At 48.5% G+C, this 17,100-nt stretch carries 17 protein-coding genes and 1 tRNA gene; 11 read left to right on the forward strand and 7 right to left on the reverse strand.

Annotated features, from left to right (window positions below; all coding sequences use genetic code 11):
- Positions 1-21 precede the first annotated feature (21 nt).
- The 7 genes from PQQ36_RS15075 (at position 22) to PQQ36_RS15105 (ending at position 6,734) form a co-directional block, all read left to right on the forward strand.
- A complete protein-coding gene (locus tag PQQ36_RS15075) occupies positions 22-2,292 on the forward strand; it encodes an MMPL family transporter (RefSeq protein ID WP_273661774.1) in 2,271 nt (756 codons plus the stop codon).
- Entirely contained in the window at positions 2,289-2,897 is a 609-nt protein-coding gene (locus PQQ36_RS15080; RefSeq protein WP_017420980.1) for a DUF3261 domain-containing protein, read from the forward strand. Before PQQ36_RS15075 ends, PQQ36_RS15080 begins: the two co-directional genes overlap by 4 nt.
- Before the next feature lie 9 nt (positions 2,898-2,906).
- Positions 2,907-4,094: a beta-ketoacyl-[acyl-carrier-protein] synthase family protein gene (locus PQQ36_RS15085; RefSeq protein WP_011149819.1), complete on the forward strand. Its 1,188-nt coding sequence runs from the start codon at positions 2,907-2,909 to the stop codon at positions 4,092-4,094.
- Positions 4,087-4,551 (forward strand): hotdog family protein, encoded by a 465-nt coding sequence (locus PQQ36_RS15090; RefSeq protein WP_043877099.1) that lies wholly within the window; start codon positions 4,087-4,089, stop codon positions 4,549-4,551. The genes PQQ36_RS15085 and PQQ36_RS15090 overlap by 8 nt, the downstream gene beginning before the upstream one ends.
- On the forward strand, positions 4,548-5,273 hold the full coding sequence (gene fabG, locus PQQ36_RS15095) for a 3-oxoacyl-ACP reductase FabG (protein ID WP_011078184.1): 726 nt from the start codon (positions 4,548-4,550) through the stop codon (positions 5,271-5,273). The genes PQQ36_RS15090 and fabG overlap by 4 nt, the downstream gene beginning before the upstream one ends.
- Positions 5,270-6,499 (forward strand): beta-ketoacyl-ACP synthase, encoded by a 1,230-nt coding sequence (locus PQQ36_RS15100; RefSeq protein ID WP_238834126.1) that lies wholly within the window; start codon positions 5,270-5,272, stop codon positions 6,497-6,499. Before fabG ends, PQQ36_RS15100 begins: the two co-directional genes overlap by 4 nt.
- Positions 6,500-6,657: 158 nt before the next feature.
- Positions 6,658-6,734: transfer RNA gene (locus PQQ36_RS15105), tRNA-Pro, on the forward strand.
- A gap of 69 nt (positions 6,735-6,803) precedes the next feature.
- Here PQQ36_RS15105 and PQQ36_RS15110 read toward each other — a convergent pair.
- Positions 6,804-8,060, reverse strand: a complete 1,257-nt coding sequence (locus PQQ36_RS15110) for a sensor histidine kinase (RefSeq protein WP_130250526.1) — start codon at positions 8,058-8,060, stop codon at positions 6,804-6,806.
- Positions 8,032-8,700, reverse strand: coding sequence for a response regulator transcription factor (locus tag PQQ36_RS15115; RefSeq protein WP_011078243.1), 669 nt, complete (start codon positions 8,698-8,700; stop codon positions 8,032-8,034). The genes PQQ36_RS15110 and PQQ36_RS15115 overlap by 29 nt, the downstream gene beginning before the upstream one ends.
- A gap of 91 nt (positions 8,701-8,791) precedes the next feature.
- Between PQQ36_RS15115 and PQQ36_RS15120 the strand changes: the two genes are divergently transcribed.
- Entirely contained in the window at positions 8,792-9,985 is a 1,194-nt protein-coding gene (locus PQQ36_RS15120) for a DUF5666 domain-containing protein (RefSeq protein ID WP_273661769.1), read from the forward strand.
- A 189-nt stretch (positions 9,986-10,174) separates the two neighbouring features.
- Here the strand turns inward: PQQ36_RS15120 and PQQ36_RS15125 are convergent, their stop codons facing one another.
- From PQQ36_RS15125 to PQQ36_RS15140, 4 genes are all read right to left on the reverse strand, one after another.
- The gene (locus PQQ36_RS15125) at positions 10,175-11,374 is read right to left on the reverse strand and encodes a NupC/NupG family nucleoside CNT transporter (RefSeq protein ID WP_011078245.1); all 1,200 of its coding nucleotides are present in this window, start codon (positions 11,372-11,374) and stop codon (positions 10,175-10,177) included.
- A gap of 224 nt (positions 11,375-11,598) precedes the next feature.
- Positions 11,599-12,543, reverse strand: a complete 945-nt coding sequence (locus PQQ36_RS15130; RefSeq protein ID WP_011078246.1) for a LysR family transcriptional regulator — start codon at positions 12,541-12,543, stop codon at positions 11,599-11,601.
- A gap of 45 nt (positions 12,544-12,588) precedes the next feature.
- Positions 12,589-13,560: a lytic murein transglycosylase gene (locus tag PQQ36_RS15135; RefSeq protein ID WP_273661770.1), complete on the reverse strand. Its 972-nt coding sequence runs from the start codon at positions 13,558-13,560 to the stop codon at positions 12,589-12,591.
- Positions 13,561-13,610: 50 nt separating this feature from the next.
- Entirely contained in the window at positions 13,611-13,892 is a 282-nt protein-coding gene (locus tag PQQ36_RS15140; protein ID WP_011078248.1) for a YcgL domain-containing protein, read from the reverse strand.
- Positions 13,893-14,067: 175 nt separating this feature from the next.
- On the opposite strand from PQQ36_RS15140, the gene minC reads away from it, so the two are divergent.
- Genes minC through minE form a run of 3 tightly spaced genes read left to right on the forward strand, consistent with a single transcriptional unit; the run spans position 14,068 to position 15,831 of the window.
- The gene (gene minC / locus PQQ36_RS15145) at positions 14,068-14,730 is read left to right on the forward strand and encodes a septum site-determining protein MinC (RefSeq protein ID WP_011078249.1); all 663 of its coding nucleotides are present in this window, start codon (positions 14,068-14,070) and stop codon (positions 14,728-14,730) included.
- A 22-nt stretch (positions 14,731-14,752) separates the two neighbouring features.
- Positions 14,753-15,565, forward strand: a complete 813-nt coding sequence (minD, locus tag PQQ36_RS15150) for a septum site-determining protein MinD (protein ID WP_011149811.1) — start codon at positions 14,753-14,755, stop codon at positions 15,563-15,565.
- A gap of 2 nt (positions 15,566-15,567) precedes the next feature.
- Entirely contained in the window at positions 15,568-15,831 is a 264-nt protein-coding gene (gene minE / locus PQQ36_RS15155; RefSeq protein WP_011078251.1) for a cell division topological specificity factor MinE, read from the forward strand.
- Positions 15,832-15,913: 82 nt separating this feature from the next.
- On the opposite strand, the gene rnd is transcribed toward minE, so the two are convergent.
- A complete protein-coding gene (rnd, locus tag PQQ36_RS15160; RefSeq protein WP_225470799.1) occupies positions 15,914-17,029 on the reverse strand; it encodes a ribonuclease D in 1,116 nt (371 codons plus the stop codon).
- Between the last annotated feature and the right edge of the window lie 71 nt (positions 17,030-17,100).

The following is a 17,100-nucleotide window of genomic DNA, read 5'->3' on the forward strand; positions in this document are numbered from 1 at the left end:
ACGTTATCCGTTAGCTGGCTTATGGCCGTGATCACGGCCGGTTTGTTGCTGAGCTATCTCTGGTTTGCGCAAGCAACGGCGCCAATCGAAACCGATATTTTAAAACTGCTGCCTAAAAATCAGCAAAATCCAGTAGCAGAACAAGCGTTTGAGCGCATTGCGGAGACGATGGGCAACAAGGTGATTTTTATCGTATCGGGCGATGAGATCGATAAAGTTTACCAAGCAAGCGATGCGCTCACACAGCAGCTCACTCAAAGCGGTTATTTTGCCCAAGTGATGGGCCAAATCCCTCAAGATACCCAGCAACAATGGGCGAAATATTACTTCGAACACCGTTTCCAATTTTTAACTGAGCAACAAAGAGAACGGCTCAGCCAACAACCGCAACAGCAGGTGCAGCAGGTATTGCAAGCCCTCTACAACCCTTTTGCTGGTGTTACGGGGAGCGAGCTACAAAACGATCCTTTTCTGTTGTTTCGAGAGTATTTGAACCAACTCTCGTCATTATCTGGCCAGTTCAAAGTTAAACATAACTATCTGAGTTTAGAAAAAGAGGGGCGCTTGTATGTGCTGATCAGCGCTGAGCTTCAAGACTCCCCATACAGCGTTGCGGCGCAGCGTTCAGTGTCAGAAATCTTACAGTGGGAAGCGCAAATTCATCAAACATTTGGCACTGAGATAGCCCACACTGGGGTCTTGTTTTATGCTGATTTTGGTACCCAAAGCGCCAAGCAAGAAATCAGCACCATCGGTGTTGTTTCACTGCTGGGTATTGTGTTGCTCATCCTGCTGGTTTTTCGCAGTGTGACCCCATTGTTTCTGTCACTACTCTCGATTGGCATCGGACTTTTGATGGCACTCACCATCACCATTGCGATTTTTGGCAAAGTACATCTCTTTAGCTTGGTGTTTGGTGCCAGCTTAATCGGCGTCTCGATTGACTATGCTTTTCACTATCTGACCGACCGATTGGCGGCTGGTTCGCGTTGGAACGCCACAGCAGGGCTCAAGCATATCTTCACCGCAATCACCTTTGGCCTAGTGACAAGCTTAATTGGCTATTTGGGTCTCCTTATTGCCCCATTCCCGGGATTGCAACAATTGGCGCTGTTTTCCGCCACTGGCCTCATCGCCGCTTATCTCACTGTGGTGGCTTGGTATCCTTGGTTGGCCGTCAAACCCTCGGCAGATAGACCACTTCTCGGCTTGCCACTTTATCAACGCTGGCTAAGCGCGTGGCGAAAGCCCAAACTGGCGATTGGCTTGCCCGTGGCGATCGCCGTCATCAGCGTCGCCGCCTTAACCCAAGTGCATTACGACGACGATATTCGCCAATTGCAGGCACTACCTGCCTCTCTCAAATCACAAGAAGCGCAGATCGCCCAACTGACGGGGCTCCAATCCTCACAACAAATGTTGGTGGTCACCGCAGATAACGACTCCGCCTTGATGGAGCGCTTGGAACAGATCACCAAACTACTCGATGGTTGGCAGCAGCAAGGCGTGCTGGCGGGCTATCAGAGCCTGTCTCAATACCTGAGTTCAGAATCGCAGCAGCGGGCCGATTACCAACTCGTCGAAACCCTGTACCAAACTCAGGCGGCGCAACTGTCACGGACTCTTGGGTTACCCGCCACCGCAGAGCTCGACCAACCATTTGTGCCAATTTCGCTGCAAGACTACCTCAAGGCAGCCGTATCCGAACCTGTACGTTTCCTTGCTTTGGGCAAAGTGGACAACAAAACGGCCGCAGCCATTTTACTGAAAGATCTTCAGCAGCCCGAGGTCGTGATGACATTTGCACAGCAACACAGCGATGTCTCTTACCTCGATAAGGCACAAGAAATTTCGAGCTTGTTCAATCAGTATCGCGTCAAAGTAATGGAGTTACTGGTTGCAGCTATGGCGGTGATTTTTGCTTTATTGTGCTGGCGTTATGGCTTCCGACACAGCCTAACCATGATGCTGCCTTGTGTTATCGCCTGTATCGCGGGACTGGCGGTTTCTGTTGTCACCGGTTCAAGTTTGAACTTGTTTAGCTTACTGGCACTGGTACTGGTTATTGGTATCGGCATTGATTACACCTTGTTCTTTGCGGAGCAACAAGGCAGCCATAGCACGCTCCTCGCCGTCACCTTATCGGCCATCACCACTTTATTGTCGTTTGGTTTATTGGCCTTGAGTGCCACGCATGCCATTCACAGCTTTGGGCTAACCGTGCTAAGCGGTATCTTTGTCGCTTGGTTGTTGGCACCGATGGCCATTCCCAATCAAGAGAAAAAACCATGATAAGACAGCTTGTCCTCTGCCTGTTGTTGGCGCTCTCCATCACGGCATGCAGCATGCAACCTCGCACGCAAAGCACTCAAATTGAGATTGCCGATCAAACGTTTGTCACGCTCCCACAGCCGAGTGAGCTCGGCTTGGATGTGACGGCAAGCCAATTGATCACCGCGACATGGCAAACCGACACCGGCACACAAACTCAGCAATTGCCCGTCCAGCTGCAAGTTGACCAAAACAAACTGGTTTTGGCTGGTTTTTCGTCGTGGGGAACACGTTTGTTGTCTCTCACCTACCAAGATAATCATATTGAAACACAAGTATTGAATGGCTTAGAAAATACCCTGCCTCAGCCCGAGCAGGTACTTTTTAATCTGATGATCACGCTGTGGCCTGAACAAGCTTGGGAAGCGCCATTAAATCAGGTAAAGTGGCAACTCATTGACCGAGATAATCAGCGCACCATCATCGATAACCATGGCAACACGATCATTGTGATTGATTACGAGCAAGGCCGAAGTTTTGCTGGCCCAATTCGTTTTCACTCGCTGTTAAACGACTATAAAATCGAGATTCAAACCCTGAATTATCAGTTATCGGACGCGAAATAGTAGAGCCAAATGAATTCACACCTTTCTCAACCCATTTATATTCATGGCTGTGGCTTCCACTCAGCATTGGGGGCAACTGCAGAGCAGATCCACCACGCACTGCAACATAATCACAGTGTGCAAATGCAGCAAGCCGTGGATCAACTCAACACGGGCACCGCCACCATCGTTGGTCGAGTGAGCGACACTTTGCCAGAGCTGCCATCATCGCTGCGTGAATACGATTCAAGAAACAACCGTTTAGCCCTCTCAGCGCTGCAGCAAATTGAGCCCGCAATTCAAGAGGCCATTCGCCAATATGGCGCGAACCGCATCGCCGTAGTTATCGGCACCAGCACCTCCGGTATTGCCGACGGCGAAAACGCATTTGAGCAGAAGCTGTCACAAGAGCACTTCCCGAGTGATTATCACTACCACAAACAAGAGCTTGGCAACGTCAGCGACTTTATCGCCGATTACTTTCAGTTAACGGGGCCTTGTTACGCGATTTCCACGGCCTGTTCATCCAGCGGCCGTGTGTTCATTTCAGCAAAACGCCTCCTACTCAGTGGCATGGCGGATGCGGTGATCGTGGGGGGGGCAGATACGCTCTGTCGCTTAACCCTAAATGGTTTTAATGGTTTAGAGGCCCTCTCAAATCAACATTGTCAGCCATTTAGTGCCGACAGAAGTGGCATTAATATTGGTGAAGGCGCCGCTTTTATGCTGCTCAGCAAAGCCCCTTCAGAGATCGCCCTACTCGGTTGTGGCGACAGCTCAGACGCACACCACATTTCCGCTCCACACCCTGAAGGTAATGGGGCTGAAGAGGCAATGGCAAAAGCGCTACTAGACGCCAATTTGAAACCAGAACAAATTGGCTACGTTAACGCCCATGGCACGGCAACTCCACTCAACGACAGCATGGAAAGCAAAGCCATCTTTCGTCTTTTTGGCCAATCAGTGCCCGTCAGTTCAACCAAGCACCTAACAGGCCACACTTTGGGCGCAGCCAGTGCCGTTGAAGCGGCCATTGCATGGCATATACTGAAATACAACTTAGATTTACCGCAACAAGGATGTCAGAACAAAGCGGATGACATAGAGGTCACGCTCGTCGAACAGCCAATGAAATTGGCACACAAGGCAATACTTAGCAACTCTTTCGCCTTTGGCGGAAATAACATCAGTCTGATATTTGGATATCCTCATGAATAAGCTGCCCAGCATTGAGACCTTGCTGCCCCACGACGCTCCGATGATCTTAATTGATCGGGCGATCAGCGTGGCGAAGGAGTCGATTCACTGTCAGGTAGACATTGGCCCTCACCTCGCCTTCTTCCATGCTGAAACGCAAAGCGTACCTGGTTATGTGGGTATCGAGTTTATGGCGCAGTCTATCGCGGCTTGGTCTGGCTATCATGCGCAGCAGAAAGGCCAAGAACCACCGATCGGTTTTCTCCTTGGTGGTAGGCGTTATCAAGCGATGTGCGATACCTTTCAGCAAGGACAGACACTCGATATCTACGCAGAGCAGCTGATGGAAGACAACGGCATGGCCGTGTTTACGGGTCGAATCGATATCTCAGGTGAGACAGTCGCAAAATGTCAGTTGAACGTTTATGTTCCAACGGAAGAAAAATTACAAGAAATGAAAATCAGGAGTCAAGAATGACCCGTCAAGTGTTAGTCACAGGGGCCAGTAAAGGCATCGGCAAAGCCATCGCCATTCAATTAGCGAAAGATGGCTTTACCATCGTCGTTCACTACATGGGCGATAAGCAAGGTGCCGAGCAAACATTGGCCATGATTGAACAAAACGGTGGCAGTGGCCGTTTAATTCAGTTTGATATTAGCCATCGTCAACAATGTCGTGAGCGTATTGAAGCCGACATCGCAGAGCACGGCGCATACTACGGAGTGGTCAATAACGCGGGTATCACCAAAGACACCGCTTTCCCAGCGATGACCGAAGCAGAATGGGATGGCGTAATTCACACCAACCTCGACAGTTTTTATAACGTCTTACACCCTTGCGTGATGCCGATGGTGCAAAAACGCAAAGGTGGACGCATTGTTACTTTGGCCTCCGTCTCCGGATTAATGGGCAATCGAGGTCAAACCAACTACGCCGCTGCCAAAGCGGGGGTGATTGGCGCAACCAAATCATTGGCTCTCGAGCTGGCGAAACGCAAAATCACCGTGAACTGTGTCGCCCCTGGGCTGATTGATACAGGCATGGTGGATGAGCATGTCAAAGAGCACGCTTTACCTCAAGTACCGCTACGCCGCATGGGTGAGCCGGAAGAAGTGGCTGGCTTAGTCAGTTATTTGATGTCTGACATCGCAGGTTATGTCACTCGCCAAGTGATTTCGGTTAATGGAGGCCTAATATGAATCGCAGAGTTGTTGTCACTGGTATGTCTGGTGTCACTGCATTTGGCAATGATTGGCAAAGTGTCGAGCCCAAATTACGCGCGCTAGAAAATGCCACTCAGTTTATGGAAAATTACCAACAGTACGAAGGGTTGAACACAAAACTTGCCGCTCCCGTGGTCGATTTTGAGCTCCCTTCGCATTACAAACGCAAGCAAGTTCGCGGTATGGGCCGCGTCTCCAAATTAGCCACCGTGGCGACTGAAAACGCGCTAAGCCAAGCAGGCTTAATTGGTGAAGACGTACTTACGAATGGCCAAACTGGCATTGCTTACGGTTCATCAACTGGCTCAACTGACGCCATTGGCGCATTTGGCGTGATGCTGAACGACAAAACCACCAAAGCGATCACCGCGACGACCTACGTTCAAATGATGCCGCACACCACCGCCGTCAATGTCGGGCTCTTTTTTGGCCTGCGTGGCCGCGTTATTCCGACCAGCAGCGCATGTACATCTGGCAGCCAAGCTATTGGTTACGCCTATGAAGCGATCAAACACGGCTATCAAACCGTCATGGTGGCAGGGGGAGCAGAAGAGCTTTGTCCAACCGAATCAGCGGTATTCGATACCTTGTTTGCGACCAGCTTGAAAAATGATCAGCCGAAAACAACGCCAAGCCCTTACGACAAAGATCGTGATGGCCTCGTGATCGGTGAAGGCGCTGGCACGCTGGTGCTGGAAGAGTACGAACACGCCAAAGCACGCGGTGCGACAATCTACGCTGAGATCATCGGTTTTGCCAGCAACTGTGACGCGGCACATGTAACTCAGCCGCAGATGGAAACCATGCAGATCTGTATGGAAATGGCCCTGCAAAACGCGGATCTACATCCAAAACACATTGGCTATGTTTCTGCGCATGGCACTGCGACAGACCGTGGTGACATTGCCGAAAGTAACGCGACACAAAATGCCATTGGCAAGGTGCCAATCAGTTCATTAAAGAGCTATTTTGGCCACACATTGGGCGCATGCGGTGCCATCGAGGCATGGTTGAGTATTGAGATGATGAACAGTGGCTGGTTTAGCCCAACACTGAATCTCACTAACCTAGACCCAGATTGCGGTGATCTGGATTACATTGCTGGTGCTGGCCGCGAGATGGATATTGATTACATGATGAGCAATAACTTTGCGTTTGGCGGCATCAATACTTCCCTCATCTTTAAACGCGTTCGCGATTAGCGTACTCAACGGCTGCTTTAGGCAGCCGTTTTTGATTCCGTTCCCCTCAAAAACCACTGCTGCTTTTTCATACAAACTGCTCATTCTGTCGCCTAGCTTTTATTGTTGATAAACAAAGTGTTGACGAGTCACCTCCTTACCATTACAGTAACTGCCATCGGACTGTAGCGCAGCTTGGTAGCGCACCGTCATGGGGTGTCGGGGGTCGGAGGTTCAAATCCTCTCAGTCCGACCATACACCTAAAAAAAGAGAGCTTCGGCTCTCTTTTTTGCTATTTGGCGCTCGGCATTATCAAGGTACCGTCTATTCCTCTGTCTCTGCCGAACGAAAGCGCACTTTCGCGATAAAATGCGTACCGTCATCTTCCATGCTAAACGCCCAATTCATCCGCTCGCAAATTCGCTCAACAATCACCAAGCCACATCCATAACCTGCGTTGTAAGTTTCATTGCCGTCATGTCGGTTCTGAATTTCAAAACAACACTGATGTAGCGCAATGTTGATACTTCCAACGCTATAGCTGAAAGCATTTTTGATGAGGTTATTAATGACGATGGTGATAAAGCTTTCTGGAGCTCGAACCTGGCTAGGCTGCGACAGATCAAGCTCATAACTCGAGCCCTGACGAGCAAACAAGGGCTCGAGCAACGCCAGTTGCTGTTCCAACGACTGCTGAAGATCGTAATAGCCAAAGTGATGTGGCTCTATCTCCGATTTACCCAACAACAAAAACGTCTCCGTCAACACCTTCATTTCCTGACCTGCTTGATGCAGACGACGTATCGCTTTTTGCGCGACTTGGGGTTGCCCTTCCACTCGGCTAAGAATATCGGCGGAACCCTGGATCACCATAATCGGTGTCCGCAGCTCATGAGAAGCGAAGCGGCTAAACTCCTGCTCACGTTGGAAAAATCCTGCAATATGATTTTTACTGTCTAACAGAGTCTGCTCAATATGGCGCGTTTCGCTGAACGTAGTGTCGATGCTAAATGGCGGACAATCCGGTGGCATTTGACTAATTTTATGTTCAATTTCCGTCAAGGGTTTCGACAGAATGCGAACCATATACACACCATAAAGCAGCATGGCAATGGAGAGTATGCCGCCCAATACAAAAGTCACTTGGTGCAACGAGCTTTCATACTCATCCAGGTAATCATCCGAATCATCTTGGAAAACGATGTACATATTGCCAACACCGGAAGGATGAGCAAAAACAACAAAGTGTTTGTCCTCTTCCCCTTGCAGGTATTCATAGAAACCGGGTTTGGAAAAAGCCAGCAGCCAGCTCGGTATCTCTTTCTCGCTCCAGTAACTATCAAACTCTTGCGGATTGGGTAACGGTGCTTGCTCCTTCAGTGTTGCGTAATTCTCTTTGTACAGAGCGGCTTCTGTGTCTAACCAGTGGTGCAAGCTCAATACTTCCAGCTTGTTTTCCGCCACATAGATCAAGCTCCAAAACAGCGTAAACATCAGAAAGGTCAGAACACCAAAGCTCCAACGGATCTTGCGGTAAATACTGGGATAGGCGCTATGCTTTGAGTCGGTAACCTTGTCCATGAATGGTCTCTAATCGTGATTCTGAAAAACCTTTGTCCAATGCGGTGCGCAAACCGTAAATGTGGCTACGCAGAGCATCACTCCCCGGCGGTTCATCGCCCCACACGCTTTCAATCACTTCAACGCGTGACACGATTGCCGGCGCTCGCTTCATCAATAACTTCAGAATTCGCGTCTGAATACGGCTCAGTTTGATCTGCTGACCTTGGCGTTCAACCTGCTCGGTTTTGACATCCAAGGTGATGTCGGCAAATTTCAACACACCAATATCTTGTCTTGGTCCTCGGTTCGCCAATGCGTGCAGTCGCAAGCTCAGTTCCTGCATCGCAAAAGGTTTCAATAGGTAATCATCGCCACCAGCAGTAAAAGCCGCGATTTTGTCATCCAAGCCCTGTTTTGCAGTTAGAAATAGGATGGGCGTCCCACAAAGATAGTCCTCTCTGAGTTTCTTCACCGTACTGATGCCGTCAAGCTTAGGCATCATGATGTCCATGACAATCACATCGTAGTGGTTCGTTTCAATCAATCGCAGCGCCGCTTCACCATGATACGCACAATCGATGGTGATGCCTTCGAGCTCCAGATAGTCGGCAATCGTTTCTGCCACATTGTGGTTATCATCCACTAACAAAATTTTCATTCAGTTTTATCTCTTCACGATCGCTTCACATCTCATTTCCTAACATAGCGAAAAACCAAACATCCACCATTCATATAGGGTACAGATAGAGATGAAGAAGCTGACTTTAGTAAGCGCGTTAACCTTAGTTTTATCGGCTTGTGGAGGAAGTAACAGTTCAACACCAGCGCAACCCGATGTTGCTCCCAAAACAATCACCGGTACTATTGATTCCGTCGACCCACAACACCGATCACTTGTGGTCAATGGACACCAATATACCGTCGAGCAAGTATCGTATTCCTCGGCCAACATTGAGTTAAGTGCACTGCAACCCAATATGATGATTCGCATCGCCCCAAACACCGGTGTGCAACGCGATTCCGCCAGCGGCCAAGCAGGCACTTTTTCGGCGCAATTAGAGCCAACCATGACCGGGGTGATCAGTAACATCAACCCTACAGACCACACTTTTAGCATTAATGGAGCAACACTGACGTTTGCTAAGCTCAGCCCAGAGATTAAAAATGGCGACTGGGTGATGGTCTCTTCTCTTCCGACCGCCGACGCAGGATACAAAGTTCTGTCGGTCGTAAAGTTTGATGATCCCGATCTTGTTGGCCATGTTGAAATCGAAGGTCGCATCAACAGCCTCGATGACAACAACGGTACGTTTAAATTGGGCGCTGGCATTACAGTAAATTACGACAATGGTACCTTTATTAAACCGCATCAACCACTTGAAAACGGTCAATGGGTAGAAATTGAAGGCCAATTTGCCAATAACGTGTTTGCCGCCAGCGAGATTGAGATCGAATCTTACGATGATCTTGATGACGACAACGAAATCGAAGGCATTGTCACTTGGGTGGCAGGCGATAAATCGCAGTTCGAGTTGAACTACCGTGGCATGTTTACCGTCGATGCTCACACTCGCTTTGAAGATGGCCACAAAGGTCTATTGGTCGCAGGGGCAGAAGTGGAAGTCACCGCGCAATCAAGTACAAGCAACGAGCTGCTTGCGCGTGTGGTGGAGTTTGACGAACAAGATCACGACAGCAATTGGGACGATCATGAGTTTGAGTGCGATGGTCTGGTGACTCTCCACGATAACGAGCAACGTACTATCACCATGGAATGTTCCGATGACGGCGTTAGTCTTGGCGAGAAAATTATCTATATTGATGCCAATACGCGCTTTGAGCACATTCAAGAGTCGGAGCTGCAAGGTGCCTACATTGAAGCCGAAGGCATCATGTTGAATCAACAATACGTTGCACGCGAAATTGAACGCGATATCGATTAATCCGCGTTGATATTGCACAGCAGGTGAGTGATTGACGTCGTCATCACTCAATCGCAAAAAGGCAGAGGAAATCCTCTGCCTTTTTCTTATTTATCAAAACGATAGCGAATAAAAACAAATAATGACAGTACGATGCTTCACTTTGTCCAGAGGCGCGTAAGCATCGACTGTCATCTGTTTTCTTATCGCTTACAGGCTTAAAATCACGCCCGCAATCGATGCGCTCATCAGGTTCGCCAAGACACCTGCGGTAATTGCACGGAAGCCGTATTTCGAGATGAACGAGCGTTTTTCAGGCACCAAGCTACCCAAACCACCGATCAACATCGCCATTGTGGAGATGTTAGCAAAACCACACAAAGCAAAGGTCACGATCGCTTGCGAGTGTGCACTCAGATCTTGTTTCACTTGCATGAGCTGAATAAACGCTACGAATTCGTTCACCACAATTTTATTGCCGATCAGAGAACCCGCGGTAATGGCTTCATGCCATGGAATACCCAACAACCAAGCGACTGGCGCGAATAGGTAGCCCAAAATCAACTCAAAGCTAAGAGAGATGCCAAACCAACTGCCGACCCAGCCCAACAGGCCATTCAGCAGTGCAATCACGCTGACAAACGCCAGTAAGGTTGCCCCTACCGCTACCGCGATACGCAAGCCCGACATCGCACCGTCTGCCATCGCTTCCACCACGTTGGTCGCTTTTGGCATCTCAACGTTTTCCATCTGCACATCTTCCGCCTGAGCTTCAGTTTCAGGCATCAAGATTTTGGCCATCAAAAGACCAGCAGGTGCCGACATAAATGCCGCAGCAATCAGGTAGTTCAGTTCCACACCCAAAGAGGCGTAACCGACTAAGGTACCGCCTGCTACTGAAGCAAGGCCACAGGTCATGACGGCAAAGAATTGCGAGTCACTCATGTGCTTTAAGTAAGGTTTCACCACCAACGGGGCTTCAATCATGCCAACGAAGATGTTGGCGGTTGCAGAAAGCGATTCAGCACGGCCAGTCCCTAACAACTTTTGTAGGGCGCCACCAATCAAGTTGATTACTTTCGGCATCAATCCAATATGGTAAAGGCCTGAGATCAAGGCAGAGAAGAAGATGATGATACCAAGAACGTTAATCGCGAAAGTAAAACCGCCGGTTGCCAAACCGCCGAACAGAAAAGCGATGCCTTCCTGTCCATAGTTAATCAAATTTGAAACCGCGCCCGTCACGCCATTTAGCGCATTTTTACCCGCAGGTACATACAGCACCAACAACGCAAAGGCCACTTGCAATGCAAACGCCAATCCCACCGTTTTAAGACGGATATTTTTTCTATTGGTAGAAAGCAGCCAAGCAAAAAGCAAAATGGCTACGACACCCAAGAGTGAGTTCATAGTGATTATTTCCAGAGAGGGGGAACAAGGAAGGCGCGGATTGTATTACCAGCATCGTAAGATGCAAGTCGAGAATGTTAACAAGGTGGTTCATTAGAAAAACGCAATAAAACCACAAGTCTTAACTTATTGAATAAAAACAAGATAAACGTTTGCTTTGTTTTATTGTTTCCATATGGAAAATATGTTTCTGGAAATAGAAAATATTTGTGACTCAAATCACTCTAATCAGGGAAGCTGACATAGGGCTCCAGCTGTTTGTCCCAATGACACGGCGTACCGATTTTTTGTTTAATGAAATCGATGACAGCGGAGGTTTTTTTCGGCATATGCTGGCGGCTAGGATACACCGCATAAAATGGCATTTCCTGATTCGCGCGCCAATCTGGCAACAGTTGAATCAGTTTCCCAGTTCTAAACTCATCACCAAGCAAGTAGGTCGCCAGATAGCCAATCCCCCACCCTGAGATCGCCGCGTCTCGAACCGCCTCAGCCAGATCGACCGAATAATTACCCGATACCTTGACGCTAAGGTGCTCCCCTTGGCGGCGAAACGCCCAACTGGTGTAGTCGCGCTCCCAGCTTCGGTAAATCAGGCAGTTGTGATTGGCGAGATCATTGGGCTCCTTCGGTGCATCATGCTGCAGCAAATAGTCAGGAGACGCCGCGACAACGAACTGACAATCCGCTAAACGCTGAGCAATGTAGCCTTCTGGTAAATGTTCATGATTGGTGATCCAGAGATCCAACCCTTCTTGCAGCATGTCGACTTTGTAATCAAACAGATGCATTTCCACTTGCAGTAGCGGGTATTTCTGGCGCAGTTCATCAATGGCAGGGAGAATATGCAAAGTACCAAAGGATTGCGACAAGCCAATTCGTACTAAACCGGCAATTTCATCGCGCTGGCTCTCCATTTCATGCTGCGCATTATTCACCGCCTGCACCACTTGCTGGCAATGGTGATAGAAGGCCAATCCTGCTTCAGTTGGTGTAAAGCTGCGCGTGGTGCGTTGGATCAACTTGATCCCCAACGATGCTTCGAGTTGTGCCAGTTGCTTACTGACATGAGAAACCGACACCGCTAAGCTCTTAGCTGCAGAAGTGAAGTTTTGATGTTTGACGAGGGCGGCAAAAACCACCATTTGTGCTGCGCGTTCAGATAACATGTTTATCGCTGTTGGCTTGTGGCTAACACCACAAGCCGAATTGAATTAATTTTTGATGCGGTCAGCCAAATGGCTCACTGCCAGTGCAAAGTAATGCGAGCGATTCCACTTCATCAACACATTGTAGTTGTTGTAGACCAGATAAGCGCGGCCATTTTCATCATCGGGCATCACTAACCAAGCTTTAATGTCTTCGTTTAGCTTAGGTAATGGGCGTCCATTGATGCTGGTAATACCCAGTTTTTTCCATTCCTGCAGGTATTTGCCTTTCGCCTCTTCTCGCCCTTCTAGCTCAAGTTCAAACCCTTTCGGCACGCGTACTTGGCGACCCCAAGTGTATTTATCATCCCAACCCGATTGGCTGAGGTAACTGGCTGTTGAAGCAAACACATCGGCTTTGGTATTCCAGATGTCTTTCTTGCCATCACCGTTACCGTCTGCCGCATAGGCAAGGAAAGAGCTTGGCATAAACTGACACTGGCCCATCGCGCCTGCCCAAGAGCCTTTGAAGTTTTCAAACTCAATATGCCCTTGGTCTAAGATTTTCAGCGCAGCCATGGTTTCGGCACGAAAGAAGGCTTCACGACGCCCTTCATAGGCCATGGTTGATAAAGCATCGACCACAGGGAAATTGCCGGTGAACTTACCAAAGTTACTCTCAACGCCCCACAACGCGACAATAAAGCGCGCTTGTACGCCATAGCGATCCGCAATCTGGCTCAATTCAGCGTAATGCTTTGCATAGAGATCTTTGGCTTGTTTCACTTTCCAATCGGGCACCGCACGAGGAAGATATTCATCCAGCGTTTGTTTTTTCTCCGGTTGGTTGCGATCGGCTTTTACCGCTCGTGGCTTAAATTGCACATCGCGAAAGGCTTGCTCTATGGTTTGAGCCGAAATGCCTTCTTCTGCCGCTTGGGCTTTTAAACGCTCAAGATACTGCTCAAAACTTTCAGTGTTCGCCCACGCCGATGAACAAAGTCCAATGCTGAGTATCGCGGTTACCAATTTTTTCAAATAGCCCTCCTTGAGCAATCGAGCTGACTTTAACTCAGGGCAATCACGCCTTAGTCGTTTTTCTGCTGCGCTTTACGCTCTTTATGTTGTTGTAATAGATTTTCTGGCGGAGGTGGCAGTTGCAAGAAAAAGCCCTCGTTGTTGAGCGATTCTTTTACTTTTTCAATGTTCACTAATGCCAAACTACGCCCTTCAAGATTCACCGTCATCACATGAGAAGGCTTACCGAACATCTGCATTAATGTGTCAGGAACCTGTGAAAAATCATCTTTTTTTGGGATGTAAAGATATGTGCCTTCTTTCTTAGAACTTTTATAGATAGAACAAAGCATGACAAGCCTTTTGTGCTGATTTTCGCGTTTGACACGCGAAATTTAATTTAAACCTAATTTTTTAGACGAAATCACTTATTTGACAGCAAGAGAACTTGCTGCGTATTGGGATGAAATATAACATGACAGCCTTAGTAAAAGACAACGCTCTTTCAACAAAGGCAAGAAGTATCTAATGTCTCACTCTCCAGACCTAAAAGGTAGCAGCTTTACGTTATCGGTTCTGCACCTTTGCAACAACTCGGTCGACACGGCTATCGAATTCGTCAAAGAAAAAGTTGAGCAAGCGCCCGCTTTTTTCGCGGCTGCACCTGTTGTGATCAATATCGCCAACGTTGAAGGCGACCTCGATTTTGTCGCGCTAAAACAAGGCATATCACAAGCCGGTTTTATTCCTGTAGGAATCACTGGAGCAAAAGATAAACGAACCCAGAATCTGGCTTCCGACGCTGGGTTTGCCATTATGTCGGCCAGCAAATCGCCAACGCAGGCCCCAGCAAAGATGGCGCCAACCAAAATTGTTCGCACCCCGATTCGTTCTGGCCAGCAAATTTACGCCAAAGACGGTGATTTGGTCATTCTTAATCACGTCAGTGCGGGGGCCGAAGTTATCGCCGATGGCTCGATCCATATTCACGGCACCTTACGTGGCCGAGCGATTGCCGGGGCAAGTGGCCAAAAGGAAGCACGAATTATTTGCCATGACTTGCAAGCAGAGCTGATCTCAATTGCGGGCAACTACTGGCTCAGTGACCAAATTGAACGCCAATTTTGGCAGCAAAAAGTGATGTTGAGCTTGGTGGACGAGTCACTCCATCTCGAAGCGCTCACTCAGTAAAGAATTAAAAGGAAATCACACAATGGCACGCATTATTGTTGTAACTTCGGGTAAAGGTGGGGTTGGCAAAACCACGTCCAGCGCCGCGATTGCTTCAGGCCTTGCGCTGAAAGGAAAAAAAACAGCGGTTATCGATTTTGATATCGGCCTACGTAACCTAGATTTGATCATGGGCTGTGAACGTCGTGTGGTCTATGACTTTGTTAACGTGATTAATGGCGAAGCGACGCTCAATCAAGCGATGATCAAAGACAAACGCGTCGACAACTTATTCATTTTGCCCGCTTCTCAAACGCGCGATAAAGATGCGTTAACCAAAGAAGGGGTCAAGCGTGTATTGGATGAGCTCGATGAGATGGGCTTTGATTTTGTCATCTGTGATTCCCCTGCGGGCATCGAGCAAGGTGCGTTAATGGCGCTATACTTTGCAGATGAAGCGATTGTCACCACCAACCCAGAAGTCTCTTCTGTGCGAGATTCAGACCGTATTTTGGGGATTTTGGATTCGAAATCTCTGCGCGCAGAACAAGGGCTTGAGCCGGTCAAGCAGCATCTTTTGTTGACCCGTTACAACCCTGCTCGCGTGAATCTTGGCGAAATGCTGAGCGTTGAAGATGTCGAGGAAATTCTGCACATTTCACTACTCGGTGTGATTCCTGAAAGCCAAGCGGTTCTGAATGCCTCGAACAAAGGCGTGCCCGTGATTTTTGATGAAAACACCGATGCAGGCATGGCCTATTCAGACACCGTTGATCGCCTACTGGGTAATCAAGTGGATTTTCGTTTCCTTACTGAGGAGAAGAAAGGACTGTTTAAACGACTGTTTGGAGGCTAGATATGTCACTGCTTGAGTTTTTCCGCCCACAAAAAAAGACCTCTGCAAGCCTCGCTAAAGAGCGTTTGCAGATCATCGTCGCAGAACGCCGCAGCCAAAATGATCCTGCGCCGTCATACTTGCCACAGCTGAAAGAAGACATTCTTAAAGTGATCAGTAAATACGTCGCGATTGATCCAGCCATGGTGGATTTGACATTCGAACATAAAGACGATGATATTTCCGTCTTGGAATTGAACGTGAAACTGCCAGATGAAGAGAAATAGCGCTTCATTCATCGGATAGAAAAACAGACGGCTTAGACCGTCTGTTTTTATTTATCCATAAAGCAAATGCGCCAAGCGTGCTCTAAATTAGCTTGTTCATTTTTTCGCCCAGAATGTCTAAGCGCCAACCTTGCATCAAGTCTGGCAGGCGATTTTGATCGCGCTGATGTTTCCATACCCAACTGATCAGTTGATTAGTCTGCTTCTTCGACGCTAAAAACTCGCTCGCTAAACCTGTCGCTTTTGACGCGCGAGTGACTTCGTCTTTCAGTTTTTTAAACAGTTGTTTGTAACCTGGCAAATCCATCAAGCGTTCAATTGGTGCTGGATAATCCTCAGGATCAGTCTCACGCGCCGACTTCACCATCGCAGCAATACGATTGCCATGACGCTGTACTGAGCGGACATCCATCCCCTCTTCTTCCATGCGCTTAAAGCTCGTCAGACCTAAACGTGCCACCGTGAGTAAGTCGTGTTCTTTGAAAACAAAGTTCAACGCTAAGTCACGACGAATCGCCTCTTGCATACGCCAAGTCGCAAGCGGTTTGAGTATCGCTAGCTCTCTTGGCTTAAGCTGCCAAGCCCCTTTGATATCGAGGTAAGCATTGTCGGCATTCGGCGTTTTTACACGCTTGCTTGCTTGCAGTTCGCTCTCTTGCTGAGCCGCTTGCCACCAGCCCGCTTCCATCACTTTTTCCAACAAGATCTCGTACAGCGGCAACAAGTAGTGAACATCTGCCGCGGCGTACTCAAGCTGTTTGTCACTCAGAGGGCGAGCCAACCAGTCCGTGCGCGACTCACTTTTATCCAGTTCCACGTTAAGGTACTGCTCGACCAATGCGGCAAAGCCCGTCGATAGACCGTGACCCAAAAACGCGGCCATGATTTGCGTATCCACCATCGGCACGGGTATCGCACCAAACGCATTGTGGAACACTTCCAAATCCTCACCGCACGCGTGAAGCACTTTCATTACCGAGGCATCGTTAAGCAACTCAGTAAACGCACTCATATCAGTCAGCACCGTTGGATCAATCAGCGAGAGGGTGTCACCATCAAAAAGCTGAATTAAGCCCAATTGTGGGTAATACGTTCGGGTGCGGACAAACTCGGTATCCAACATCACAACGTCTGCTTTGCGCGCTTTACTGCATACCCTAACTAGGTCTTGGTTTTCGGTAATAATTTGGTAATTCACTCGTCTCTCGCTATCGCTTTGAAAATAAAAATGCCAGCCTTGGAATTCGGCTGGCATTTTAACACTCTTCG

Source organism: Vibrio sp. CCUG 15886 (genome assembly GCF_028570825.1).
Lineage (GTDB): Bacteria > Pseudomonadota > Gammaproteobacteria > Enterobacterales > Vibrionaceae > Vibrio > Vibrio vulnificus_B.

Bases quoted from the DNA above. Each gene is read 5' to 3' on its own strand.
- PQQ36_RS15075 (WP_273661774.1), top strand. From the start codon at position 22: ATGGCCGTGATCACGGCCGGTTTGTTGCTGAGCTATCTCTGGTTTGCG.
- PQQ36_RS15080 (WP_017420980.1), top strand. From the start codon at position 2,289: ATGATAAGACAGCTTGTCCTCTGCCTGTTGTTGGCGCTCTCCATCACG.
- PQQ36_RS15085 (WP_011149819.1), top strand. From the start codon at position 2,907: ATGAATTCACACCTTTCTCAACCCATTTATATTCATGGCTGTGGCTTC.
- PQQ36_RS15090 (WP_043877099.1), top strand. From the start codon at position 4,087: ATGAATAAGCTGCCCAGCATTGAGACCTTGCTGCCCCACGACGCTCCG.
- fabG (WP_011078184.1), top strand. From the start codon at position 4,548: ATGACCCGTCAAGTGTTAGTCACAGGGGCCAGTAAAGGCATCGGCAAA.
- PQQ36_RS15100 (WP_238834126.1), top strand. From the start codon at position 5,270: ATGAATCGCAGAGTTGTTGTCACTGGTATGTCTGGTGTCACTGCATTT.
- PQQ36_RS15110 (WP_130250526.1), bottom strand. From the start codon at position 8,060: ATGGACAAGGTTACCGACTCAAAGCATAGCGCCTATCCCAGTATTTAC.
- PQQ36_RS15115 (WP_011078243.1), bottom strand. From the start codon at position 8,700: ATGAAAATTTTGTTAGTGGATGATAACCACAATGTGGCAGAAACGATT.
- PQQ36_RS15120 (WP_273661769.1), top strand. From the start codon at position 8,792: ATGAAGAAGCTGACTTTAGTAAGCGCGTTAACCTTAGTTTTATCGGCT.
- PQQ36_RS15125 (WP_011078245.1), bottom strand. From the start codon at position 11,374: ATGAACTCACTCTTGGGTGTCGTAGCCATTTTGCTTTTTGCTTGGCTG.
- PQQ36_RS15130 (WP_011078246.1), bottom strand. From the start codon at position 12,543: ATGTTATCTGAACGCGCAGCACAAATGGTGGTTTTTGCCGCCCTCGTC.
- PQQ36_RS15140 (WP_011078248.1), bottom strand. From the start codon at position 13,892: ATGCTTTGTTCTATCTATAAAAGTTCTAAGAAAGAAGGCACATATCTT.
- minC (WP_011078249.1), top strand. From the start codon at position 14,068: ATGTCTCACTCTCCAGACCTAAAAGGTAGCAGCTTTACGTTATCGGTT.
- minD (WP_011149811.1), top strand. From the start codon at position 14,753: ATGGCACGCATTATTGTTGTAACTTCGGGTAAAGGTGGGGTTGGCAAA.
- minE (WP_011078251.1), top strand. From the start codon at position 15,568: ATGTCACTGCTTGAGTTTTTCCGCCCACAAAAAAAGACCTCTGCAAGC.